This is a genomic window from Microbulbifer thermotolerans (genome assembly GCF_001617625.1).
Lineage (GTDB): Bacteria > Pseudomonadota > Gammaproteobacteria > Pseudomonadales > Cellvibrionaceae > Microbulbifer > Microbulbifer thermotolerans.
Map to the genome: position 1 here is coordinate 2,821,027 of NZ_CP014864.1, position 24,116 is coordinate 2,845,142.

20 protein-coding genes and 1 tRNA gene are annotated in these 24,116 nt (G+C 53.7%); 9 read left to right on the forward strand and 12 right to left on the reverse strand.

Annotated features, from left to right (window positions below):
- Window positions 1-133 precede the first annotated feature (133 nt).
- Window positions 134-1,762: a S8 family serine peptidase gene (locus A3224_RS11705; RefSeq protein ID WP_067154782.1), complete on the reverse strand. Its 1,629-nt coding sequence runs from the start codon at window positions 1,760-1,762 to the stop codon at window positions 134-136.
- 202 nt (window positions 1,763-1,964) lie between these two features.
- Here A3224_RS11705 and A3224_RS11710 point away from each other — a divergent pair, with 202 nt between their 5' ends.
- Window positions 1,965-2,933 carry an IS30 family transposase gene (locus tag A3224_RS11710; RefSeq protein ID WP_067154785.1) on the forward strand — a complete coding sequence of 323 codons (969 nt, stop codon included), beginning with the start codon at window positions 1,965-1,967 and terminating at the stop codon, window positions 2,931-2,933.
- A gap of 939 nt (window positions 2,934-3,872) precedes the next feature.
- Here A3224_RS11710 and A3224_RS11715 read toward each other — a convergent pair.
- Both A3224_RS11715 and gltX read right to left on the reverse strand, forming a co-directional pair.
- Window positions 3,873-3,948, reverse strand: a tRNA-Ala gene (locus tag A3224_RS11715).
- Window positions 3,949-4,117: 169 nt separating this feature from the next.
- Window positions 4,118-5,596 carry a glutamate--tRNA ligase gene (gltX, locus tag A3224_RS11720; protein ID WP_067154788.1) on the reverse strand — a complete coding sequence of 493 codons (1,479 nt, stop codon included), beginning with the start codon at window positions 5,594-5,596 and terminating at the stop codon, window positions 4,118-4,120.
- 281 nt (window positions 5,597-5,877) lie between these two features.
- On the opposite strand from gltX, the gene A3224_RS11725 reads away from it, so the two are divergent.
- The 4 genes from A3224_RS11725 to A3224_RS11740 are packed head-to-tail and all read left to right on the forward strand — an operon-like array spanning window position 5,878 to window position 11,196.
- Window positions 5,878-6,453, forward strand: coding sequence for a hypothetical protein (locus A3224_RS11725; RefSeq protein WP_139223220.1), 576 nt, complete (start codon window positions 5,878-5,880; stop codon window positions 6,451-6,453).
- Between the two features lie 38 nt (window positions 6,454-6,491).
- The gene (locus A3224_RS11730) at window positions 6,492-9,002 is read left to right on the forward strand and encodes a TcfC E-set like domain-containing protein (RefSeq protein ID WP_231902373.1); all 2,511 of its coding nucleotides are present in this window, start codon (window positions 6,492-6,494) and stop codon (window positions 9,000-9,002) included.
- Window positions 8,974-10,095, forward strand: coding sequence for a hypothetical protein (locus tag A3224_RS16935; RefSeq protein ID WP_156481476.1), 1,122 nt, complete (start codon window positions 8,974-8,976; stop codon window positions 10,093-10,095). The genes A3224_RS11730 and A3224_RS16935 overlap by 29 nt, the downstream gene beginning before the upstream one ends.
- A 57-nt stretch (window positions 10,096-10,152) precedes the next feature.
- Window positions 10,153-11,196 (forward strand): hypothetical protein, encoded by a 1,044-nt coding sequence (locus A3224_RS11740; protein WP_067154797.1) that lies wholly within the window; start codon window positions 10,153-10,155, stop codon window positions 11,194-11,196.
- A 49-nt stretch (window positions 11,197-11,245) separates the two neighbouring features.
- On the opposite strand, the gene A3224_RS11745 is transcribed toward A3224_RS11740, so the two are convergent.
- From A3224_RS11745 to fliD, 9 genes are all read right to left on the reverse strand, one after another.
- Window positions 11,246-11,926 (reverse strand): fimbrial biogenesis chaperone, encoded by a 681-nt coding sequence (locus tag A3224_RS11745; RefSeq protein ID WP_067157913.1) that lies wholly within the window; start codon window positions 11,924-11,926, stop codon window positions 11,246-11,248.
- Window positions 11,927-11,991: 65 nt separating this feature from the next.
- Window positions 11,992-12,324, reverse strand: coding sequence for a hypothetical protein (locus tag A3224_RS11750; protein ID WP_074902962.1), 333 nt, complete (start codon window positions 12,322-12,324; stop codon window positions 11,992-11,994).
- A 257-nt stretch (window positions 12,325-12,581) separates the two neighbouring features.
- Window positions 12,582-13,148: a flagellar transcriptional regulator FlhC gene (flhC, locus tag A3224_RS11755; RefSeq protein WP_067154803.1), complete on the reverse strand. Its 567-nt coding sequence runs from the start codon at window positions 13,146-13,148 to the stop codon at window positions 12,582-12,584.
- A gap of 10 nt (window positions 13,149-13,158) precedes the next feature.
- On the reverse strand, window positions 13,159-13,464 hold the full coding sequence (flhD, locus tag A3224_RS11760) for a flagellar transcriptional regulator FlhD (RefSeq protein WP_067154806.1): 306 nt from the start codon (window positions 13,462-13,464) through the stop codon (window positions 13,159-13,161).
- An 879-nt stretch (window positions 13,465-14,343) separates the two neighbouring features.
- Window positions 14,344-14,625 (reverse strand): EscU/YscU/HrcU family type III secretion system export apparatus switch protein, encoded by a 282-nt coding sequence (locus A3224_RS11765; protein WP_067154809.1) that lies wholly within the window; start codon window positions 14,623-14,625, stop codon window positions 14,344-14,346.
- Window positions 14,612-15,793: a flagellar hook-length control protein FliK gene (gene fliK, locus A3224_RS11770; protein ID WP_067154812.1), complete on the reverse strand. Its 1,182-nt coding sequence runs from the start codon at window positions 15,791-15,793 to the stop codon at window positions 14,612-14,614. Before fliK ends, A3224_RS11765 begins: the two co-directional genes overlap by 14 nt.
- Window positions 15,790-16,176, reverse strand: coding sequence for a flagellar protein FliT (fliT, locus tag A3224_RS11775; protein ID WP_067154815.1), 387 nt, complete (start codon window positions 16,174-16,176; stop codon window positions 15,790-15,792). The genes fliK and fliT overlap by 4 nt, the downstream gene beginning before the upstream one ends.
- Before the next feature lie 8 nt (window positions 16,177-16,184).
- Window positions 16,185-16,583 (reverse strand): flagellar export chaperone FliS, encoded by a 399-nt coding sequence (gene fliS / locus A3224_RS11780; protein WP_067154818.1) that lies wholly within the window; start codon window positions 16,581-16,583, stop codon window positions 16,185-16,187.
- A gap of 15 nt (window positions 16,584-16,598) precedes the next feature.
- Entirely contained in the window at window positions 16,599-17,963 is a 1,365-nt protein-coding gene (gene fliD, locus A3224_RS11785; protein ID WP_197462984.1) for a flagellar filament capping protein FliD, read from the reverse strand.
- 215 nt (window positions 17,964-18,178) lie between these two features.
- On the opposite strand from fliD, the gene A3224_RS11790 reads away from it, so the two are divergent.
- The 4 genes from A3224_RS11790 to A3224_RS11805 all read left to right on the forward strand — a co-directional run bounded on the left by A3224_RS11790 (window position 18,179) and on the right by A3224_RS11805 (window position 23,923).
- The gene (locus tag A3224_RS11790) at window positions 18,179-19,378 is read left to right on the forward strand and encodes a FliC/FljB family flagellin (protein WP_067154824.1); all 1,200 of its coding nucleotides are present in this window, start codon (window positions 18,179-18,181) and stop codon (window positions 19,376-19,378) included.
- Window positions 19,379-19,531: 153 nt separating this feature from the next.
- A complete protein-coding gene (locus tag A3224_RS11795) occupies window positions 19,532-22,510 on the forward strand; it encodes an O-linked N-acetylglucosamine transferase, SPINDLY family protein (protein WP_067154826.1) in 2,979 nt (992 codons plus the stop codon).
- 22 nt (window positions 22,511-22,532) lie between these two features.
- Window positions 22,533-23,105: an acyltransferase gene (locus A3224_RS11800; RefSeq protein ID WP_067154829.1), complete on the forward strand. Its 573-nt coding sequence runs from the start codon at window positions 22,533-22,535 to the stop codon at window positions 23,103-23,105.
- A complete protein-coding gene (locus tag A3224_RS11805; RefSeq protein WP_067154831.1) occupies window positions 23,102-23,923 on the forward strand; it encodes a hypothetical protein in 822 nt (273 codons plus the stop codon). The genes A3224_RS11800 and A3224_RS11805 overlap by 4 nt, the downstream gene beginning before the upstream one ends.
- Window positions 23,924-24,116 lie beyond the last annotated feature (193 nt).

The window sequence follows — 24,116 nt, forward strand, 5'->3', positions numbered from 1 at the left end:
TACGCGATCACACGCAATAGGCGTGAACATCCCCTAGTAAAAAGCCAGTCTTATTTAAGACTGGCTCGAACGACCATCTATGAAGGATGGGCGCTATTTTGGGTTTTTCCTATAAAAATCTCTATAGTTCCATTTAGTCTTGGGGGCCGGCAAAAATCTTTCCAGCTATACCCTCATACTTCCAATTCGAATTTCCACCTTCAAGTTCACCCCAACTTGTAGTGTAAAAATGGTCTTTTACCATACTGTTGTAATATCGGTAAATATCTTTTGTGTTACCACTTGTTGGTAGGTATGCGGCAATACCTTCGTAGACCCAACCGGAATGTCCTGAGCCTAATTCACCATAATTTGTAGTGTAAAAATGATCTTTCACACCTGAATGATAGTAACGGTAGAAAGGCTTGGTATTTTCAGTATTTTTTCTATACGCGTAGCCGATAACGCCTTCATATCTCCATGTCGGAGTCGGAGCAGATTGTAACTCAGACCAGTTTTTTGTATAGAAGTGATTTTTAACTTCGCCGTTATAGTATCTGTGAATGGCAGTATAGGTATTTGATGTGCCTTTAGAGTAGGCGAGCAGGTTTGGGCACTCACGCTCAGGAGGAATATTTACTAGCTTTCCGTAAGTTACCTTACCCATGATATTATTAATAACAGAATTGGCCGACGCATTGGGTGAGCCTTGAAGATATAAGGCGGCAATACCGGTAACATGTGGAGCGGCCATGGAAGTTCCATCTCGGAGTATAGAGGCCTTATCACTGGAGGAATCGGCGGAGATGATATCTACACCAGGTGCCCACACATCGAGACATTGCCCATAATTTGAGAACCAGGCAACGCGGTCATTTCGATCCGTTGCTCCAACCGTGATGACTTCCTTCGCTCTTGCAGGACTCCGGTTACAAGCGTCTTGGGCTTCATTTCCTGCGGCCGCGACTACAGCAAAGCCTGCATTAATTGCATTTTTAACAGCAGTATCTACAGCTAATGAGGCGCCACTTCCTAGGCTCATGTTGATCACGCCCGGCTTTTTGCCATTCTGTATAACCCATTCGAGCGCTGCAATAACATCGTCATTACTTCCATACCCATCGCAAGCCAAGACGCGAAGGGCGGTTAGAGTTACAGCTTTGGCCACGCCGTAAGTTTTCCCACCGACAATACCCGCTACATGAGTACCATGGCCATGACAGTCGGTGCCGTCACCCACTTGATTGAGAACAAAGTCCCATCCGGCTTTAGCTCTTCCCTCAAATTCACTATGACTGATGCGGATTCCAGTATCGATGATGTATGCATTTACGCCACTACCGGTTCTATCATAGGTATATTTTCCATCATAATTTTTATTTCTCTGATCTATTCTATCAAGATTCCATACCGCTTCATATTGCGTAGCAGAGATTGAGACCTTTCCAACTTGCTCTATATATTCAACTTCTGGATTTTTGCTCAATTCCTTAACTGAATCTAAATCTCCTTCAACAACAAATCCGTTAATAACTTCATTGTAGACCCTTCTTATGTTGAGCCTATTTTCATATGCCATCAAGGCAGCCTTCTCTGAATGCTTCAGACCAGCATATTTTGATATTAGCTCACGATTGCCATTTTTTTTATCCTTTAGTACTACGACATATTTATCGGTTTCGCTATTTTCTGAAAAATAAATTTCTGCCGAAATAGCACTTTTGGAAAAGATGAAAAATAAAATGGCCGCCAAAAATGTACGTGACAATATATTTCCCTTCATGTCATTCCTCATATTTGTACAGATTTGAGATTGCAAGTGAAGCTTAACGATGTATGATCGGTACGGCAGTACAAAATACTTTTGATAAATTTATTAAGATTGGCGCGTATCGATCATTCGCGGTTTCGGATAATAAGTGCAATTGGTAAAAGGACGGCCAGCTGGTAGAGTTGCGCCTTTCCCCGCCAAGAGAAAAGCACTGATGAACTACAACCAGCTGACCGAGAATGAACGATACCAGATCTACAGCCTGAAAACAGCCGGGCACTCTCAAGTTGAGATTGCCAAAAACCTGGGGCGACATCCTTCCACAATCAGCCGTGAGCTACGCCGTAACGCTGGGCAGAGAGGATACCGTCCGGGGCAGGCACAAAGGTTTTCCGAAACCAGGCGGCATGAAGCGTGCAAGGTTCGAAAGATAACCGATGAGGTGCGGGATCAGATAGAAGTGTTAATTCGCCAGGAATTGAGTCCACAGCAAGTGGTGAGTTACCTGGAAAGACACACCGGGGTGTCTCTGCATCACGAGACGATCTATCAGCTGATCTATGCCGACAAAATCAGTGGCGGAGATTTATACACTCACTTGCGAATCGCCTCAAAGCCCTATCGTAAGCGTTATGGCAGCAGGAACCGGCGTGGAAGGATTAAGAACCGTGTAAGCATAGAAGAGCGGCCCTCTATTGTAGAGCGCTGTGGCAGAGTAGGCGACTGGGAAGGCGATACCATTATCGGCAAAGGGCGCAAGGGGGCGCTGCTGACCATGGTTGAGAGAAAGACACTTTACACAGTTATTGTTCGCTTAACAGGGAAAAGAGCTGATCTGTTAGCCAGTGCCGCAGTTGATCACATGATACACCTGAAAGATAAGATCAAAACGATCACGTTTGACAATGGACTAGAGTTTGCTGAGCACGGTGTGATAGCGAAAGGATTAGATGCGGACATCTATTTTGCTCACCCCTATGCATCCTGGGAGAGGGGGATCAACGAAAATACCAACGGCCTCATTCGGCAGTACTTTCCGAAAGATACAGATTTTACCAGGGTGACAGATGAGGAGGTTCAATTTGTTATGGAGCGCTTAAACGGTAGACCAAGAGCAAGTAGAGGCGGCCGGTCGCCGAATGAGTTATTTATGGGGCAGCGAGACGATTTGCTCGCTGCATAAAAAGTTGCACTTATTACTTGAAACCAAGATTTTTAAACTATCAAATTTTTTTGCTTCGGTATAGTAATTGTTTTTTGCTTTTTACGATTTGGATATTTAAACATTAAAGGGATTATCGAAAGTCTTAGCGAAAATATTTTTATTACTTTAAGACCCGCTCTTAGTTTTTATCTTGCGATGAAGCGTATTGAGTTTACGCTCTATTTATTGCCTTAGTGCATCCTGCTCAGCCATCAATTCTCTCGCACGTAGATACTATGCCAGCGACCGAACTGTTTAGCCACTTACAGCCATACTCAGCCACGTAGAGAATGACACTTATGACCCGCAGGTTAGATATTTTCACATTACCACGAGGGACCAGCAGCAAATGTTCGATAGTTTTGAATTATTGCGCTGTGAGTTCCACTACGCGATTACACAATAATTAGTGTGAACAAGCTCTAGCTGTAGGATATACATCCCGGCTCCAGTAGCATCCAGCCGTAGCTCAGCTGCCACTTGCCGAAGCGGGTTTTCAGTTCACACACCAGCAGTGCATGAATCACGTCCCGCTGCATCTGCTAGGCTGTGCGTTGAATCGAAACGTCCATGCCAATCCCGCTTTTCACTTCCATGTACATTTGAGCACTTGCTAAATTTAGCGTGGCTGGGATTGCCAAGTCTTTCGGCAAACATCCAAGCTCAACCATAGACCCGCAAATTAAAATGACACTTATACCAACTGCGTTACATTTTACATTACGTGCCGGTAAATTCTTGACAGATAGCCCATTCTGGTATATGCGCAAAGTGAGTGGGCTCTATCCAAGGCGGGCGACACATTCACCTATTTACGATTACACGCTATTACATGAACCCATGAACGCGGGCCCAGAATGATTCATCTATCGGTACAAAAAAGGGCCGTGTTCACGTGAACACGGCCCTCTCGGAAATTGGTGGAGCTAAGCGGGATCGAACCGCTGACCTCGACACTGCCAGTGTCGCGCTCTCCCAGCTGAGCTATAGCCCCAAATTGGAGTGCTTTCTGTCGGAAGCGGGGCGCATTTTAACAGCGCCCCGGCGTCTGTCAACAAGAAAAATAACTTTTTAATCAATTAGTTAGCGACTGGGGCGTCCAACTTGGTCCACCGCCCGGGCAAGCCGGACAACAGAGCGGCTTGCCCAGGTTTCTGCGGGGCTCACTGACCCAGAGCCGCGTACTCCTTCTCCCAACGCTTCAGCACCTTCTTTCCGGCGCCACCGAGTACTTCGATGGCCTGGCGCAGGCGGGCGCGGCTGAGATCCGAACCCAGCAAGACCATGGCGTCCATTACCGAGAATGACGCGGTAGTGCCGCTGATGGCGACAAACAGCGGAGCGTTGAAGTCCTTCAGCTTGATCTCCATAGCGGTAGACACGGCTTTGACTGCCTGGAAGATATTGTCGCGTTCCCAGCTGCGCAGGGTTTCCAGGCGCCACAGAGTAAACTGCAGTACCTTTTTCTGCGTATCCAGGTCCAGCTTGTTGGCGCCGAAGCTCGCCTCCGTGAGCGGCAGCTTGCCAGCGGCCAGAAAGCCCACCAGGGGAGCAAAATCGCCGAAGGTTTCCATGCGCTCGCGGGCGTGGGGTAAGACTTTGAGCAAATTCTCCCGATTAAACAGCCAATCAACCAGGCGGTCCGCCAGCGACTCATTGTCCAGCTCGCGAATCCACAGGCCGTTCAGCCAGGACAGCTTCTCTACGTCAAACACGGGGCCACCGAGGGATACCCGCTTGATATCGAAGTGCTCCAGCATTTCCTCCAGGGAGAACTTCTCTCGCTCGTCAGGCATGGACCAGCCCATGCGGCCCAGGTAGTTCAGCAGCGCTTCGGGCATAAAGCCGGCGCGCTGGTAATAAAGGATGGAGGTAGGGTTCTTGCGCTTGGACAGCTTGGTTTTGTCCGGGTTGCGCAGCAGCGGCAGGTGACAGAGCACTGGTATTTCCCAGCCGAAGTACTCGTACAGCAGCTTGTGCTTGGGCGCTGAGTTAATCCATTCCTCGCCGCGCAGAACATGGGTGATCTGCATCAGGTGGTCGTCCACCACATTGGCCAGGTGGTAGGTGGGCATGCCGTCGGACTTGAGCAGTATTTGTGCGTCCACTTGGGCCCAGTCGATCTCGATGGGGCCGCGCAACAGGTCGTCCACCACGCAGGTTCCGCTCTCCGGCACCTTCATACGCACCACGTAGGGCTGACCCGCGTTGCGGCGGCGCTCCACTTCGTCTTCCGGCAGTGCCAGGTCACTGGGTTTCAGCGCAGTGCGACCCGCCTCGCGCAACTGTTCCCGCAGCTGCTCCAGTTCTTCCGCGGTGCGGTAGCAATGGAAGGCATAGCCCTTCTCCACCAATTCGTCACAGTACTTCTTATAGATGTCGCCGCGCTCGCTCTGGCGGTAGGGGCCGTGGGGACCGCCCACGTCCGGGCCTTCGTCCCAATCCAGCCCCAGCCAGCGCAGGCTGTCGAGGATGGCCTTTTCGGATTCGGGGGTACTGCGGGTCCGGTCGGTGTCCTCAATACGCAGCACAAATTGTCCGCCCTGGGCTCGGGCAAAGCACAGGTTAAAGAGGGCGATATAGGCTGTGCCCACATGGGGATCACCGGTGGGGGACGGTGCGATTCGGGTTCTTACGGTCATGACAAACCTGATTGAAGATTAATAAATGATGAAGGCTTTGAGGCGCGGGATTATAGCGCTGGCGGAGCGCCGGGCACAGCAAGAGGCCACAACCTGACTTTTTGGTATATCTTCCCCAAATATCATCAGAAGTCACAAAAAAATTGTGACGCACATCATGAAAAAAGATATAATTTGCGACCCTGCATGGAGCCCCAAGCAAGTTTTAAAGGGGTTGCTGTCCCTGCACACCTACTAATTACAAATAAACAACACTTTCTACGGTCCACGGAATATTTACAATGAGAATGACAGCTTTTCGCAGTCTGATCGCCACATCCCTGGCTGCCGCTTCCTTGAGTGCAGCCGCAGCCACCAACCCCTCTGCAGCCAGTGCCAGCTCGTCACAGGGGGATTTGACAATCACTCTCAATCTGACACCGCACATTATCGTCACCGGCCTTGAGGATATGACCATTAATGCCTCCGCTGCTGACGTAACGCAGACAGACAATATCTGCATTGGCGGCTTCGGCTTTTCCAGCTTCAATGTTTCCTTCGGCAGCTTGAATGGCAATGCTGACGTGAACACTCCCAACTCCAGCAATCCTTTTTTGCTACTGGACTCCTCCACTTCTGAAACCATCCCCTACTCCGTCGGCTTTGCCAACACCGCCTCAGCCGGTACCGCGGATGAAACCAGCACCGACGGCTCTCTCAGCACAAACTTTGCACGCGCGGCAGGTGCCACCGCAGCCAGCTGCCTGAGCAGTGCTGAGAACGCCACTCTGTTCGTGGGCATTAATGCCGCTGACTGGCAGGATGTCGAAGGTACTGCGTTCACCGACACATTGACTGTGATGGTGAAAGCGATCTGATCGATCGGTAACCGGGCCCCCGGCCCGGCTTTTCCTTCATGAATCGCATAGTAGCGAGGGCCACGCTCGCGCTGATACTGTGCGCTCCGGTTACCAGTGGACTCGCCGCCAGTGCGGCATTCACACTCCATACCGGGGCGCCGGACGGTTTTGCCGAACTCACAGAGCCACAACAAATAGTTGCGGATATCTACTACGGCAGCCGTCCGCTCGGCGCCGCGCAGGTAACCGTCGACCCCACGAGTGTACGCTTCGAAAATCCCGAGGCAGTGCTCGAACTGTTGCCGCCCGCGGTAGACGCGGAGGCGGTACTCGCGCTGCTGCGCAAGCCCCAGCCCCGCAACAGCCACAGGCTCTGCCGCAGCAGACAGCAGCGGAACTGCGGCTACCTGCTGCCGGAAGACTTCGCACTGATCTACGATGAAAGCCGCTTCCGCATTGATCTGTTTTTTGCCGCGGACCTTTTGTTACAACAAGCAGCGATTAACGACCCTTACCTGCCGGAATCCAGCAGTGACGTTTCCTTTATGCAGAGCCTTAGCGGAAGCTGGTCCGGCGTCGAGTCGAATAATGGCCCGGACAGCAACAGTGCTTCTCTGTACGGCATCTCTATGCTCAGCTTCGGCGAGAGCGGTTTACACAGCCAGTGGTCGGCCAACGACGAGAGTAATGGGAAAATCTATCAGCTGAATTGGACACGCGACTATCGCGGCCACGCCTGGTCTGTCGGACTGATACAACCCCAAGGCAGTTTCAGTAATTTTCTGGCCTCCCCCTACCTTTACGGACTGGAGTACCGCAGCTCTAACAACAGCCGCACAGACAATCGTTACCAGCAGGGCACATCGCTTGAGATCAATATGCCGGTACGGGGCCGGGTTGAAATTCACCGGGATGGGCGCCTGCTGTTCAGTCAGATGCTCGAAGCCGGCAACCAGCTTCTGGACACCTCTACTCTGCCCGGCGGCGCCTATGAACTGGAAATCCGCACCTTTGACGAAAACGGCAGATCCCTGGCGGAACAACGGCGCTTCTTCGTCAAAGACTCATTACTGCCGGCTCCCGGGGAGTGGCGCTGGACATTGCAGGCAGGTCAGCCTGCGCAGCTGGTGGAGGCCGATCTGCTGCCGGAGCAAGGGGACGACTACTTCCTACAAGCGGGCGTCTCTCGCCGACTCTTTGAAGATACCGGCCTATTTGTCACCACCGCGACAAGTCAAAAAGAGCTAGTGCTTGAACTGGGCGCCCGCTGGATTAGCGAATACCTGGAACTATCCCCTTCTGTGCTCAAATCCCGTGACGGCACCAATGGGCATCGAATACACGCGCTGCTTAAGACGCCATACTTCACCCTCAGTGCCAGCGACACCCAACTGACACCGAAAAACGCCACCAACGGAGACTCGGACAATTACGCACTACTTGGAACAGGCTATTCCAGCCGCGACGCAAGCCTAAATACTGCACTGTTCGGCGGACAGGTTTCGCTCCGCTACTCAAAACAGGATAGCGGCATCTATGTCTCATCGTTGGACCTCCCCACCGCGCCGGAGATTTCCGCCGCTACCCGTCTGACGACACTTGAATTCCGCCGCGACTTATTCCGTAGCCGCCGCTGGCTGGGGGAGATGACACTTTCCCACAGTGATGCGGACGGTGAACGGCTTACCGCCGCCAGCTTCCGCTTTTACTACCGAGGCGACAACTGGAGCCACAGCGCCACTCTGCGCGGTGACAGCAATCCCTCGGAATACGGCGGCACACGCCTCGGCTTCAACTCCAGCTGGCAGGATGGCGACCGCCTGCCGCTTGACCTGTCACAACAATTTTCAGGAGAAGTGTCGGAGAGCAACCACTACCTGGCCAGCAACACCCGCTTGGCCGGACGTCGGGGAGCGATCAGCTCCACCCTGGACTACCGAGTGCAAGACACAACCGGCCAACGCGCCTTCAACTATCTGGGCAACTTCAACACCACCCTGATGACAGATGGCAATCACTTTGCCTGGGGAGGGGAAAAAACCGCGGACAGCGCCCTGTTGGTAGATATTGAAGGCAGTCCAGATCAGGATTTTGAAATTTTGGTAAATGGTGCACGGCGGGGCTATGCAAAAGGTGGAGAGCGCTCCGCCATCAGCCTTCCGGCCTTCCAGACCTATGAAATCTCCCTGCGGCCATTGGCCGAAGGCTTTTACGATTACCGCGAGCTGCAAGATAAGATCACCCTTTACCCGGGCAATGTCGCCAGCGCCAGCTATCAAATTAAGCAGCTGATACTGGTGTTGGGACGCTTGATGCATAATGGAAAGCCCGTGCCCCATAAAAAAATCACCATCGGCGAATACGCTGCGATTACTGATGAATTCGGGGTATTCCAACTGGAGATGTACGGAAACCCACGCAAACTGCAGGTACCTCCGGTAATCTGGGGAGATTGTAAGGTTCCTCTACCGGAGCAAAGTGCAGGGCAGCATTGGGTCAACTTGGGAGACATTGAACTTGCTAACGGGATTTGCCCCGATGAGCACAAGCATTACATACAGTATTAAAAAGATGTTGGCCGCTGGCTTAGGATTCTTAATTCTGAGTACAGCGATACAGGCTTCCGCAAATTCCACAAACGCACGCCCTTGTGATACCGGTGCCGGACCACCAGACAGCGCTACCGCTCCAGGATATGACGAGCGATTAATCGGCGTCTGTCATTTGGACGACACATCAAACCGCATCGAATATAAACCCAGTACAATTGAACAAGGGGTAATTACTTTTGGGGTTAGAAGCTGCTCACCAAACGCTGGCAGCGCAACCTGTGACCACGCTGCCCCCTACTCTGTACGAGTCTCTGGACCCAGCCAAAATAACCAGTTCGTACTGGAAAGATCAAGCTGGTTCGGCACTCAGCGGCTCCCCATTAGCCTTAGATACACCAGTTTGGGCGTGAGTGAAGAGCTACTCCCCGGGCAATTCAGCAGCAGCTCACATCTATTTCCAAGCTCTGCAAATGGACAACTGGCTCCGGCTGCAATCGAGATTTCGCTCGCACCGGGGGCATCATACTCCGGGCAGTATTATTCCGGTGAATTTGCCTTATCTATCGATCAGTGCGGTTCAAATGACAACAGTGGTCCACCCCCATGCAACGGCAATTACCCTGTAACAACCCTTGCCGAAATTCACTTCTCTATAGAAATATGGCAAGAGGCAGAAATACGAATATCCGGCCTGGAGGATATGCTGCTGGATGCCACTACTAGCAGCCTTGGAACGGTAGAGGCAAGCCAGGAGTTCTGCGTCTACGGAACACCACTTGAAACCTTCCTGTGGTGGACCTGGACATATGACTCATCTCTATTCCGCGTGACCGCCGATAGCCAAAATGGCAACGGCTCTTTTATCCTGCGCGGAATAAACGATCTTGAATATGAAATTGAAATAGCCAGCGTGGACGACGGGTTCTCAGAAAATCTACGGGAAGGCACGCCGTCCAATACGCGTTGGCGTGGGCATGGGGATTTAAGCTGTGCAAACTACAGTGACGAGAATATGCGCATCACCATTCGTGTACCTCAAGAACAACTCGAGAGCGCCATAGGCAACAGCTATACCGATACTTTGACCCTAACAGTGGAACTCGAGTGACCCCAAACTTGCCAATGCTGTTTCCCCAACAACCCCCTCCACATTAGTGGTGACAAAGTGAAGCTTCTGAAGTATCTGACGCTGCTTATCTTCCTAAACAACGCATATGCGCAATCCAGCAACAGCCATCCCTGTGGGGACGGCTCCGGCATAATGCCGGTACACGAAAAAGCCATCGGGATCTGCAATCTCGATACCCAGGTACACAGCCTGCCCGCAGATGCGGGCAAAATCATCCCTTTTAGCATACGCAGCTGCTGGGCAGATTGGACGGGAAACGAATGGGTTACAGCATACTGCCGTCACACGCGCAGCTACACAATAGAAGTCCGCGGGAGCGGCAGCGGGGACTATTTTTTTCTGTCTGGCCCTGGCGGAAATATTCCGGTGCAATTTAGTTTCCGCCACCCGACCAGCGGCGCAGCTCCTCTACGTCCCAATACCGAGAGCACACGCTTTGAAGGAGCAGCCAACGGCGTTCAAACACCTGTAGAATTTCTGGTGACCATCCCCGAAGACATCCAGCTACAGGCCGGGACATATCAGGGAACTTTTGATTTTTATCTCTACCAGTGCAATCCGTGGGGCGATCCGAACAATCCATGGAACCCAATTCAATGCAAAGATAGCAATAATACCAGCGAGAGAACTGAGCTGTACCCGCCGATTTCTTTTACCATTCAAATAGGTGCAGAGGCGCAGATCCAAATTAGCGGGCTTGAAGATATGATAATCACCTCCAACACCAGCAGTGACATAGACGCCGAGCAAAGCTTCTGCGTCTATACGTCCGGTGGTGTTGGCTTCAATCTTCGCGCGGAAAGCGCGCACGGAAACGGAAATTTCGTTCTGCGTGGACAAGCAGGCATCGATACAATCAACTATGAATTACAGGTGCAAAGTCTGAGCCCACCCCTAGCAACCACCTGGCTTCAGGAAGGGGTTACAGCTACTGGAGGGCTATGGCATGGCAGCAATCGGGAAAACTGCGCCGACGGGGAGAATATGTTACTGAATGTGCATATTCCCGCCAATGGACTGGTAGACCCCGCTGACAGTCAGTACAGCGACACCTTGACACTTACGGTGGAGATTGAATGAGTTTCCTGCTGATGCCCCGGTTTGGTGAGCGGGCGCTTGTTTCGAGGCACTACAGCAGTGGCAGCTGAACTCTCTCTGTCCCTCGCCCCCTGGCCAGCACAACCAGACTACCTCCTGCGATATTTTCTTCGATCGACAAACTGGTGCCGGCATAGAGGCGCCCCTTGAGCGCCAGCGGGCGGCAGTCCAGCTCACTCAGACAATGCTGCACTTCTGCAATTTCGACATTTATATTGCCACTGTTTTTCAGCACCCACTTTCCACCCTGTTTTCCAACGGTCAGCTTGTAGCTCCCCTCCTGCGGCTGCACAAAAATCAGCGCCTGGTAGGCTACAAGAATCTTGAGGGCCGTGCGGTCAGCTTTGATTTCCCCCACCACCGGCTTAAATGTCACCCTATAAACTTTTTCCTGCGCCAGCTTTCTCTCCAGGGACATAATACGGAAGCGCTTTTGCTCACCGGGGGCCAGCACCGCCTTCGAGGGGCTCACCAATAACTTGAAATCTTTTGGGTCGACAACGCGCACGCGCTTTTCGTCGGGCAACCCGGGGTTGTCAACCCGGTAGATCTCCGTCTGCAGGTAAAGCGTCTCTTTATCCGGGTTGGCCACCACGATATCGTCGCGGGCATTGGGGGAGTCATCCAGGTAAACAATAATCTTGTCCAGAGACATTGCGGCCAGCGCCTGCTGGGACAAAAACAGGAGGATGACGGCGAATAGGTTTTTCATGGCAAACAGCTGTGGCTTATCGTCGAAAGCCACATTCTAGCCTTGCCGACGGGGTCGGAAAACCGCTATTCGGCAACAATCACCACCATTTTCCCCTCAACAGAGGCAGCCATCGGGACGCAGTAGTTGCCCGGCCTACCAGCCAAGCGCATCTCTTCCCGAGCCTCACTTCCCAGATCGCGAATGGATAAATAGTAACGATTGGCGGGCACGCGATTGAGACACAGTTGGTCGGTACCGAGAACACCCATCTGGCGCAGCTGCACCCGGGGAAGGATATGGAGGGTAATTCGTGCCGATGCCGTCGCAGTGGCACCGTTATCGGCACCACCGGTAGTAACAGGAAAGGTGGCAAGCAGCGCAAGCAGCACACCGACTGAAAGCTTCCCGAATCTCATGGCGCATGCTCCCTGATTCCCTCTCAGCCACCACCCTTCCATGGTTTTCCACCCGCTTTCTTTCAGTCTATCAATGCGGTGGTTTTTTGATGGCCCTCGTGAATTATTGGCGCGGGATGTTTCCGTTGCGGTCGCGAATAGCCCACACCTCTCGTGCTTACATATTGGTTATCGGCGGGCAAACAGGGGGATTTAGAGTGGTAATGAAAGAAAAGTGTCATCAACCCGGCAACCTCGTCCGTTGCCGGGTTGATTTCTCAGGCCTTGACTTTAATCGGCTCCCGGCCAGTATCCACGGGCGCGGATTTTCGCTTGCGGGTTTTGCCTGCGCGGGATGGAGGCTGGCAGATACCACAGACAAAATCGTGACAGGGTGTATGCGCGTGATTGACAAACTGACCGTGGCAACTGGTGCACTCGAAGAGCTCGAACATCCCACTCTCGAAAAAGCGCACCAGGGTCCATGCCCGGGTCAGGCCGAGAACCGGCTCTTCACCATCCAGATCCACCTGCTCGAGATAAAGCCGGTAGGCTTTAACCAAACCCTCCATGCGCTCACACCCCTGCTCCTCAGTCAGGCGTCGGTAAATCCCGTAAAAGAGTGACGAGTGGATATTGGGTAACCAAGTGGTAAACCAGTCCGTGGAAAAGGGCAGCATCCCCTTGGGCGGGGACATGCCCCGCACTTCTTTGTAAAGCCGGATCAAACGCCCCCGGCTGAGATCGGTCTCAGACTCCAGCACCTGCAGCCGAGCATTCAGCTCGATCAGCTCTATGGCGAGCTGTACCTGCTGCATTTCATTGACCAAGCTTTTCTCCGACATGGCTCAGCCCTTAATTCGCGCTGGAGGACATCAACAGAGCGGCATGAATATGGCCCAACCCTTGGGCGCGCTTGTTGCTGGTAAGCTTGACGAGCTGCTCCGCGTCGTCAAAATGCAACCGAAACAACAGTTGATTGGTCCGCGCAAGCTGTGTCAGCTGCTTCGCAGTCAGAGAAACCAAAACCTGGGCCAGCGATTCCTTGATTTTCAGCCTGAAAAGGGCTGTAGCGTAATCCTCCTTGAGTAGACGCTGGGCCAACAGCAGGTAGCTAAGGTTGATTTCCTGAATCTCGTCGATGGCACTATCCAACTTCATTTTATGTTTCTCCTTCGGTGACCTTACCCTGGGGGCACCCCCCCATTTAGAAATAACGCCCGTACTTCACACTGGTCGATCACTCGACCCGCGTACTAACTCGAAACGTATCCAAAGGCCCAGCGGCGCTGCCGCCGGGCGCGCCCTAATTACCTGAAACCCTGCCGCAAAACTGCCTGCGGTCTAAGTCGGGCTCACCAGGTGCTCCCGGAGTCACATCGTGCCTTATATATTGTTGTTATTCAGAGATTCCCTTCCCCTACCTCCTTAGCGCAGAAATTGGCAATTGCGCCTGCCGGATTTCCTTTCCCGCATATTTTGTGGTGCGATTAAATCGCCTTGATAGTTGTCGTCATAAACAAAACGTATCAGATAATTTATACAACTACTACACAGACATAGCGAATAATTTATGATATGGCGAGTTTTTTGGTGGTATAACAAACTACCACCCAGGGATGCTGCGAAAAATTTTTGCCTCTGCACCTTGCACAAAGTGACGCCCATCCATACCTGCAAAAAAAGCAGTGCCCCCTACAGCAAAAATTCCTGCGCATTCCACTTCGCTGCAATCCCGCTAGCGCCCCAAAAAACAAAGCCGATCGCAATACAACCGCGAGCCGCACCTCTCAAGCGCGCCCTCGCGCAGCGAAACATCTCCGCCTATCACGCAATGAGCCAACAAAAAGCGCAGCGCCTCATATTTCCCGTTGCCCCGGCATTGCGATCCGGAACCCAAGGCCATACCACTTTTAAAAAATAACTTCAGTGATCTGCATCACCTTTTTTGGCACAATCTACCACAAGAATCTGGAACTTTTTTGGCATTCTGTGCGTGTGATTTATGTCAAAATACAGATTTGTGATCAAAATCACAAATTATGATTCTCGTTGCAATTCCTCCGAGGACAATCCGCGTACCCATACCAACAATTCCGCGATCACTTGGTAGAGACGCGGAGGGATGCGCTCATCGATATCCAGCTGCATCAGCAGTGCCACCAACTCCGGAGCGTCGTGCACATAGATTCCCTGGCGGCGGGCTTCGGCCACGATGCGCTCCGCCAATTCACCGTACCCTCGCGCCACCACCCTGGGTGATACATCGCCGTCCCGGTAGGCCAGAGCCACCGCACGGCGGCGCTCTTCACTTTCCTTCACGCAGCAATTCCACCGTTAACACAATGTCTTCGAAGCCGAGCGCGACGAACCGCTCGCGCAACGCCTCACTGGCGCTCCTGAGACGTTTCGCCGCCTTCTCCGAAGCGGAACTCAGTGCCAACTTGAGCCGCTCACCGCAGAGCGCCAGGCGCACGTCAATTTCCCCGAGCTCCGGCAGTCTCAATGTCAGACGGGACTGCCAAGCGTCTTCGTCATCGCCTTGATCGCCATCTCTGCCGTCATCGCCGTCCTCTTGCAGCACCTGTTCCGGTGGCAGCAATACAAATGCCATTGCCACACCCGGCCACACTTCCCCTTCCCAGCGCAGCACCGGAGCGGCCAGCATTTCCAATTGGTGGCGCAGCAAGCCCTGTAGGGCGTCCGCAGCGGCCCGGTCCACGGGCATCCGGACACTTGAAGCACCCTCTTCCACCTTGCCGGTATTGCCCGCTGAATTCGCCACGGGGGCTTTTGCAGGCGCAGGGGCCGCGGGATCTGAAGTAGCGTCCACCACTGAAGCCCCCAGGGGTGGAAGGCCAACGGAAGAAGCGGTAACAACCCCAGCACCGGCGGGTGTGGAAGCCCCCAGTGAAGTATTGGCAGAGACAGTGCCTTGCGGCGTGGCGCCCGCCGATCTGGACGCAACCTGCGGTAAGACTCGGGTAAGGCGCATCTGCGGCTCCCTAGATAGCTGCTCACCGCTTTCCCCGCCTCGGAACCAGCGCCCCAGGTGCGATTCGTAAAAAAGCCCGCTGCGCTCGACGCTGGCGCGCAGCTGTGTCGCCAGCGGCTCCGGTTCTCCGCCTTTACTCACTGGAAGTAGTGGCGCCGGCGGGCGAATCGCGGACGGGGGGGCTGGGTAACGCATCAGCAGATCGGCAATGGTCCGGGCTGCAACACTAAAACTGGTGCGCGCGGAGGTACTCGCAGCGGTGTTCGCCTTTACCGGCAAAGCACTGGCTTTCTCCCGGCTCCGCCCGGCAGCTTGCGCTTGCTCCGTCAATGGCGCCCGGGATTGCGGATCGGATTCACTGCGCAGCGCCTGCACCGCCTGCGCAGGAACAGCCGGCCGCACCGGTTCGGTCAGCGGCCGCGGCGTTGCCGTATCCACCCGTTTGCCCAGAACCTGGTGCAAAAGAGTATCCAGTATCGAGGTGATGCCGCTCACGAAGCCCCTTGATCAAAACCTTTGCGAACACCGTAAGAACGTGCGAGATCGCGGCGTCGCTGCGCCGTGCCCATCTGCTTCTGAAGCTGGTTCCGTCGCTCAATCAGCCTTTGGCGGATTTCCATATCCTGCTCTAGTATTTTTTCCAGCAACTTGGCCTTGTGTTCCTTTTCCGCCTCGCTGAGCTTTATTGCGCTCTCTGCCTTGGAGATAAGTTCCACCTCGACAACATAACAGGACTGCTCCTCCACCAATTCAAACCAATTGTGCTCACGCACGCAGGCGAGCATGCGGGTGGAGCGTGCCAACAAGCTCTCATAGGCAGCCAACAGCCGCTGAGGAGAATTCAGGGAGCTTCCCGCAAAGGGTTTGAGCGCCGTCATCACACCTCCTATTTACCATCGGTGTCGATTTCACGCCACGCGGAGCCCAACTCGCCGAGCAAATGCCGGGCCTCTTCCAGCGCTGCAGCATCATCGTGGAGGTTGGCTTTGAGCAACAGGCGGGCGATATAGTCATAGAGCAATGCCATGCGTTCGGCCAACTCGCCTCCGCGCTCGCGATCCAGCGCGGCCAGAAGGCCCCGGTTGACAATATCCAGCGCCTTGGAAATCGCCTTGCCTTTTTCCGCTTTGTTACCATCGCGCATATGTACCCCGGCTGACCGGATAGCCTTGTCCGCCCCCTCGAACAGGAGTGTGATCAGGCGGTGAGGGCTGGCGGAGAGCACATCGCTTTCCACTCCGACCCGGGCATAGGCGGCGGCGCCGCCGGCGCGGTTAGGATACATAGACCCCCTCCTCTTCTAGTCCGACTGGCCTAGCTGCGCGCTGAGTGCCTCGAACTGTTGTGTCAAATAAGTACTGGTTGAATTCATCTGCGCGATCAAACTGTCGAGCTCGGCAAACTGGGTGCGGTAGCGCTCGATAGTGCTGTCGATCCGCGCTTCTGTATCTTCATAGCGTTCCTGCAACATTTCGATGCTGCTCTCCAGCCCGGAGGTGACGCTATCCAAGGTACCGTCGTCATCGAGCATAGCGCCAAGCACTGTATCGAGACGGTCCGCCAAACCGTCCTCATCGGCAACCCCAGCGAAGAAATCCGTCAAATCGTCCAGCTGTTCCGCCACCAGATCACCAAGCGCGTCTTCGTCCAGCGACAAGGTGCCCTCCACTTCCAGGGTAATCCCCAGGTCGGAAAGGGACTTGAAAGCACCGCTGCTGGTCAGCACATCCGTCAAGGTACTCCGCAGACGCGACTCCACGCTTTGCACTGTGTAATTGCCAATTAACACCCCCGCAGTGCCGCTCTCCTGGTCGTAGCTGGTCAGACTGGATATGGTGTTCTGCAAGTTGTTGTAGGCGGAAACAAAGCCTTTGATTTTCCCCTCGATGGCGGAGGTATCGCGGGTGATTTCCAGCGATACGCTTCCGGTTTCCTCCAGATCCAGGGTTACCCCTTGGATCGCATCCTCCACACGATTGCCCTGGCTCGTGATATCAATACCGTTGACAGTCAACTGGGCGTTTTGGGCCGAAACTTCAGTAGCCGCATCGAGTGAAAGGTGATCCCCCAGGCCGCCCGTACCGAAATCCACAGACGCGATCGCCGCCTCAGTTCCCGTCTCCGCCGAGGACAATACCAGCCGGTAGGGCTGAGCGCTGCCGTCGTTGACGATGGAAGCCACCACGCCGTTATCGGCCGCATTGATTGCATCACGAATGCCTTCCAGGGAGCTTTCGTTCTCCGTCACCGCGACACTAAAGCTGTCGCCGTTGCCGAGGGTAAAAGAGATGGTTCCCGCTCCGAGGGTCCCCTCCTTGTCGGCTACGCCCAATGTAGCGATGCTGTAACTTCTGGCTCGTTGAGTGATGTCTATCTCGTAGCTGCCCACCACGGCCTCATCACCGACAGTTGCCGAGAGCCCATCCCCACTCAGACTGCTTTTTACGTCGGCGAAACCGTCCACCTCGCTCAATTCCGTGGCGGCCTGACGCAAGCTATCCAGAGCACTTTCCAGCTGACCAAACGCAGAAATCTTCGCCTGGTAACTCTGCTGTTGTGCCACGATCGGAGTCAGCTGCTGCCGCTCCGCGGATTCGAGTTGCTCAAGCAGCCCGTTCAAATCGAGCCCCGAACCTATACCCAAAGATGAAATAGTGGCCATCATTATTCCTCTGTGCTTTTCCGCTACCGTTCAATATCGGCACCGGCAACAGGGACTTTAACCACTCGAAGCGGCCAGAACCCTTACCCTCTTCCTTAATAAGCGCGGAGTTTTTTTCATCTCACCCTAAAGCGTGACGCGCTGCTGCCGAAAAACGGAGTAACGGCCTGCGCCGTTGCTTTAGAAAACCAAACGGTGAAACACCAAAGGACATCGATATGTCAGTAATCAATACAAACATTACGGCTTTGATTGGCCAACAAAACCTCTCCAAATCTCAAAGCGCCCTGCAAACTTCTATGGAGCGCCTGTCTTCCGGTCTGCGCATCAACAGCGCCAAAGACGACGCCGCCGGCCAAGCCATCGCCAACCGTATGAGCGCTCAGATCACTGGCCTGTCCCAGGCTCAGCGCAATGCCAACGACGGCATCTCCGTGGCCCAGACTGCGGAAGGTGCATTGAACCAGGTAAACGAAAACCTGCAGCGCATCCGCGAGCTGACCGTTCAATCTCAAAACGGCACCAACTCTCCCGACGACCTGAAATCTATCCAAGCGGAAATCGATCAGCGCCTGACCGAGATCAACCGCATCTCTGAACAGACCGACTTCAACGGCGTTAAAGTACTGGCCGACGACCAAACTCTCTCCATCCAAGTTGGCGCCAACGACGGCGAGACCATCAGCATCAGCTTGAAGGAAATCACCGCCAGCACCCTGGGGCTCGCAAGCTTCAACGTCAACGGCCCGCAAGGCGCAATGACTGCTCAATCTGGCGGCACCACCGCTGCGATGAAGGATGCCTTTGGCACCACCACCATGATCGCCGACTCCAGCATTAGCGAAAGCAATGCCGGCGACCTGGCCGCTCGCCTGGGTGTCACTGCCGGTAGCGTTGTATTCACTGGCACTGCACAGACCGATGAAGCCGGCAACTGGTACGCCGAAGTCACCATCACTGCCAACTCAACTGCCGAGTCCAACTCCCTGAAAGCACTGGGCTTCGACCTGGACAACGGTGCCAGCGGAACTTTCTACATTGCGCTGGAACCGAGCGACGCCGACGTTACCACCAGCCCGACAACTGCCGCGTTCAGCATCGACACCGCCAGCATCAGCCTGTCCGACCTGACCACCGGCCGCACTTCCAACGGTCTGGCTGCCCTGGACAGCGCCCTGGAAACCGTCGACGAGCTGCGCTCTGACCTGGGTGCTATCCAGAACCGCTTCGAGTCCGCCATCACTAACCTGCAGACCAACGAGACTAACCTCTCCGCTGCCCGCTCACGTATTGAAGACGCCGACTACGCTGTCGAAGTCTCCAACATGACCCGCGCGCAGATCCTGCAGCAAGCCGGCACTTCCGTTCTGGCTCAAGCCAACCAGGTACCGCAGAACGTGCTGTCCCTGCTGGGCTAATTGCCAACAGAGTGACCGGAATTCCTCCGGTCCGATACAGAGAAAAGGGGGCCTTCGGGCCCCCTTTTCTTTGGTTATTGCCTGTTTTGCTTCGGGCATCCTGTCCTTTACCCAGATTCTCTAGCACTCTCTAGCAGTCGGACAATCTCGCCCATGAGCAAAATTCGCCAGCACGCACGCATCAGCCAGACACGGCATCAAACCCGTCATGCCGTGGCACCAAAACAGCAACAAAAACTCATCGCGCTCTACCAGGCAAGGCAATGGGATAAGGCAGAAGCACTGGCCCGTGAAATGACCAGCAAGCACCCCTTCGATCCTTTCGCCTGGAAATCCCTGGGCTCGGTACTGCTGGAATCGGGACAGCGGCATTCTTCCCTCGACGTCTTGGAAAAGGCATTGACTCTGGCCCCGGATGACCCGGAACTTCACAACACCATGGCCCAGGCCATGTACCGTCTGGGGCATGCCAGCGAGGCTGTCGCCCACCTTGAAAAAGCGCTGGAGATCAAGCCCGCCTTCAAACAGGCGAGATTGATGTTGATCAAATTGCACAACGACGCCGGGGAATTTGAAAAAGCGTTGGAGCACATCGCAATTGCAGAGCGCGATTTTGCCGACGATGACACCCTACTTTCCCGCAAAGCACATGCCTTGATCCAGCTGACCCGCTTTGGCGAGGGAATCCGCATCCACGAAACAATTGTGGCCAAATATCCCGACGATCCCGCCCACCTGTCCAATCTGGCCAGTGCCTACCGCAATGTCGGGCGCTTTGAAGAAGCGGAAGCCTACTATCGCAAAGCCCTGGAACTGGCGCCCGATCAGGACAAAACCTTTTCCAATCTCCTGATGTCGATGCATTACAACCCAGCATATTCCGCGGAGGACCTGTTTAAAGCGCACCTCGAGTGGGATACCCGCTTCCAACCGAAAGAACGCAAGCCCCGACCCCGCCCGGCCGATCTGTCCAGTGACCGCCGCCTGCGCATCGGCATGATTTCAGCGGGCTTCCGCATTCATCCAGTGGGGCAAATGATCACCTCCGCGCTCGAGGCATTACCGCGGGAAGACTTTGAAATATTCGCTTATACCATGAACGACATGGTCGATCCCCTGACTAAGCGCATGCAACAGCGGGCGGATCACTGGATGTCTGTCACTCATCTCACTGAACCTCAACTAGCCGACAAACTACGCAGCGACCGTATCGATATCTTGCTGGATCTCTGTGGCCACACGGAGGGAAACCGGCTCCGGGCCGTAGCCCTCGAACCCGCGCCATTACAGGTGAAATGGGTGGGTGGGCTGATCAATACCACCGGCCTGCAGGCCATGGACTACCTGATATCCGATGCGGTGGAGACGCCTCCCGGCGTGGATCACCTGTATACGGAAAAACTGATCCGCCTTCCGGACGACTATATCTGTTATATGCCCCGCGGGGATGCACCTGAACCGTCGGCGCTGCCTGCTCTGGATAACGGCTACGTCACCTTTGGCTGTTTTAATAATCCATCCAAATTGAACGAAGTTATCCTCGGCAAATGGGCATCGATACTGCACCGGGTTCCGGACAGCCGTCTGTTCCTCAAGGGAATGCAATTTGACAGCGATGAGTTTGCCGAGCGGACTTGTCAAACGATGGAGCGGCTGGGTATAGAACGCCACCGCCTGATTCTGGAGGGCCACTCGAAACACCGCGAGTTGTTGCAAGCCTATAATCGGGTAGATATCGCACTGGACCCCTGGCCCTACTCCGGCGGTCTCACCACTTGCGAGGCACTGCTGATGGGAGTGCCGGTGATTACACTGCCGGGCCCCAGCTTTGCCGGGCGCCATTCCGCCACCCACCTGACCAACGCCGGTCTGCCCGAGCTGGTCGTCGACAGCTGGGAGCGCTATGAGGCACTGGCCGTAGAACTGGCTTCCGATCCCGCCAGCCTGACCACTATCCGGCGCAGCCTGCGCAGGCAAATCAAGCGTTCGCCCGTGTGTGACTACAAGCGATTTGCCAAGCATCTTGGCATCGCCCTACGCGCCATCTGGCAGAGGTATTGTGAAGACAAAATGCCTGCGGCACTGACATTTAACAAAGACGGGCGGGCTTGGTTCGAAGGGGAAAGCGAGCCTGTCAATGTCAAGATTCCGAAAATTGCATCCACCGAATCACAGCCGCAATCCGCCGCCGCCAAAGCCGCCGTTGACTTCGACTGGCAACTCCAGGGGAAAATTATTGCCATCGACAACACCACCAAGCTCGTGCGGGAAACCGGTTTCGAAAAACTGCTGGATCTCAACACCTTTGCTGTCATCGCCTTTGATCCCGGCAGCCGTGTGAAAAATCCGGATCAATTCAAAGACCACGAAAACTTGCAGCTTTTCCCCCACGCCCTGCTTGGCGATGGCCAACCAGCAACCCTCCACGCATGCCTGGCTCCGGAGATGAGCAGCACCCTGAAACCATTACCACCGGAGCAACTCCCTGCGGAAAGACGTCAGGGGGCACAAGTGCTGACCTCGCTCCCCATCAATACCATTGCGCTCGACAGCATCCAAGGACTGCAAAGTCTGGACTGGCTGATTCTGGACGATCTCAGCGATGCCACCAAAATTCTGGAACACGGTGAAAAAGCGCTGCGGGATACACTGATGGTGCAGGTGCGGGTTGCTTTCCATCCAACCCACGAACGGCAGCCCAATCTCAGCGAGATCAGCCACTGGATGTGCCGGAACGGCTTCCGCTTCTACCGCTTAAACGATTTTCACCACAAGAGCCACCTGCCAGACAGGGATGACTGGCTGCAACACCAGGCAACTGAGCTGGAAAGTGCCGACGCGCTTTTCCTGCCCAGTCACAAACGCATGGCGCAGCTGAGTGCCGGGCAAAAAATAAAGCTGGCATTTCTACTGCACACCGTTTACGGCGTGCAAGACCTCACTTATTCCCTATTGGCAGATGTGGACCCCGAAAAAGCGGAACTATATCTGATCGCCGAAGGTATGGTTCCAACCAAGGCCTCAATGGGCGAATCATTGGAAAAACAAACCCCTCACAATCTGGCTCCACCGGCAGATAACACGGAAGACACAATCAGCCAGGATATCGACCGGTTGATGAGTATTCACTAATAACAGACTTTGAGCACGGATCATGATACCTGTCATCGACACCAAAACCGAAAAGGTCAAACGCAGCCTGCCACCGAAAAACAACACCAATACATCGAGCAGTGAAGACAGTGAGTTTCTCAAACTTCTCAGAACAGTAAAGAAGAAAGAGCTTGCTGTTCTTGCGCAACTCTTGATGCCCTATATTGCGGACTACGAATTGAGACAAATACGGGTCTGGGGCGACAAGAACAGGGTTAACCTGAATAGAGCGACAATTTCCGTCAACGACTTATTAATCAACACCCGCTCCGGACAGGTGACCATCGAGGAGGATTGTTTTTTTGGCCACCGGTGCATGTTGCTTACCGGAACTCATGACTACAAAAAGACAGGCCATGAACGCCTCACGGCAGTGCCAGATAGCGGCCGTGATATCCATGTCAAAAAGGGAGTATGGATGGGATCTGGCGTCACCGTTTTGGGACCGGCCGTCATCGGTGAAAACGCCGTTATTGCAGCAGGAAGCTTGGTTATCGGCGATGTCCCTGCCAATACGATTGTCGCCGGCCACCCGGCCAAACCCGTTAAGAAAATCACCGGGGAGCCGCTATGATTTCAACTAACAAAAATCTGATTTTCACTGTAACTCATGGAAGAACTGGCACCACCTTTTTGACAGAAGTATTTAAGATATTCGATGACATACGGTCTCTGCACGAGCCGGAACCGAACTACGCCAATCTATTTCCTACCGTCAAACAAACACCGGAGAAGGCCATTGCTTTCCTGCAAAGCAAAATCGCCGTTATCAACGAATACCCGGAAAAGAATTATGTGGAAACGAGCAATGTTTTTGGCAAAGGATTTTTAATTCCACTGCTTCGACTGGGAGTAATGCCTGGACTACTGTTTTTGAATAGAAACTTCAGAAAAACCGCATCGAGCCTTTACGAACGGGGAAGCACCCCAATGCGAACACAGAGAGGCATTCACTATTCCGCCGATCCCCGCGTCCCTGGCAGCCTACCGATCCACGAGCCTGAGAGTTTGACGGACTACCAACTTTGTTATTGGGGCGTCCTGGACTCCTACGCCAGGCAGATGCAAGCGGAAAGCATCTATAAAAATGAAAACGGGAAATTCTATTGGGTGACAACCAAAGACTTTCAAGATTTCGATAAAGTTGTTGATATTGGCAATTTCTTTGGCCTGAATATTTCCGACAAAGATCGCGCCATAAAACAACATCATGAAATTATTTCCGTGCATCATAACCCGAACAAATCTCGGGTGCGCAATAGCGAATCCATTGCATTCCAGGATGAAGAAGCCGACGTCCTAAATAGGGTGGCATTTTTTGACCCCTTATTTGTTGACAGAGCCATCGCATCACCCTTTATCGAGGAAGAAACTAAAAACGCATTTATCTGACAATCCTGATCGACAAAAAACTGAATTCACTTCATGGAACTCACATTCCTGATTAATTCGTTCCAGGGATGAAGAACGACTTTCCAATTCGCTCTTGAAAGGTACTGATCCAGCCCTAAAAAAGCACTCAGTCGAATAGGCGGAAGTTTCGAACTGCAGCACACGGATGTGTAAGCACCCATTTACGCAGATT

What these genes read in the sequence shown, in the direction of transcription:
- fliD (WP_197462984.1), bottom strand. Translation starts at nt 17,963, where the DNA reads ATGATGGCCACTATTTCATCTTTGGGTATAGGTTCGGGGCTCGATTTG.
- fliS (WP_067154818.1), bottom strand. Translation starts at nt 16,583, where the DNA reads ATGTATCCTAACCGCGCCGGCGGCGCCGCCGCCTATGCCCGGGTCGGA.
- A3224_RS11710 (WP_067154785.1), top strand. Translation starts at nt 1,965, where the DNA reads ATGAACTACAACCAGCTGACCGAGAATGAACGATACCAGATCTACAGC.
- A3224_RS11790 (WP_067154824.1), top strand. Translation starts at nt 18,179, where the DNA reads ATGTCAGTAATCAATACAAACATTACGGCTTTGATTGGCCAACAAAAC.
- flhD (WP_067154806.1), bottom strand. Translation starts at nt 13,464, where the DNA reads ATGAAGTTGGATAGTGCCATCGACGAGATTCAGGAAATCAACCTTAGC.
- A3224_RS11795 (WP_067154826.1), top strand. Translation starts at nt 19,532, where the DNA reads ATGAGCAAAATTCGCCAGCACGCACGCATCAGCCAGACACGGCATCAA.
- A3224_RS11750 (WP_074902962.1), bottom strand. Translation starts at nt 12,324, where the DNA reads ATGAGATTCGGGAAGCTTTCAGTCGGTGTGCTGCTTGCGCTGCTTGCC.
- A3224_RS11800 (WP_067154829.1), top strand. Translation starts at nt 22,533, where the DNA reads ATGATACCTGTCATCGACACCAAAACCGAAAAGGTCAAACGCAGCCTG.
- A3224_RS11705 (WP_067154782.1), bottom strand. Translation starts at nt 1,762, where the DNA reads ATGAAGGGAAATATATTGTCACGTACATTTTTGGCGGCCATTTTATTT.
- A3224_RS11725 (WP_139223220.1), top strand. Translation starts at nt 5,878, where the DNA reads ATGAGAATGACAGCTTTTCGCAGTCTGATCGCCACATCCCTGGCTGCC.
- A3224_RS11745 (WP_067157913.1), bottom strand. Translation starts at nt 11,926, where the DNA reads ATGAAAAACCTATTCGCCGTCATCCTCCTGTTTTTGTCCCAGCAGGCG.
- A3224_RS11730 (WP_231902373.1), top strand. Translation starts at nt 6,492, where the DNA reads ATGAATCGCATAGTAGCGAGGGCCACGCTCGCGCTGATACTGTGCGCT.
- A3224_RS11805 (WP_067154831.1), top strand. Translation starts at nt 23,102, where the DNA reads ATGATTTCAACTAACAAAAATCTGATTTTCACTGTAACTCATGGAAGA.
- gltX (WP_067154788.1), bottom strand. Translation starts at nt 5,596, where the DNA reads ATGACCGTAAGAACCCGAATCGCACCGTCCCCCACCGGTGATCCCCAT.
- flhC (WP_067154803.1), bottom strand. Translation starts at nt 13,148, where the DNA reads ATGTCGGAGAAAAGCTTGGTCAATGAAATGCAGCAGGTACAGCTCGCC.
- A3224_RS16935 (WP_156481476.1), top strand. Translation starts at nt 8,974, where the DNA reads ATGAGCACAAGCATTACATACAGTATTAAAAAGATGTTGGCCGCTGGC.
- fliT (WP_067154815.1), bottom strand. Translation starts at nt 16,176, where the DNA reads ATGACGGCGCTCAAACCCTTTGCGGGAAGCTCCCTGAATTCTCCTCAG.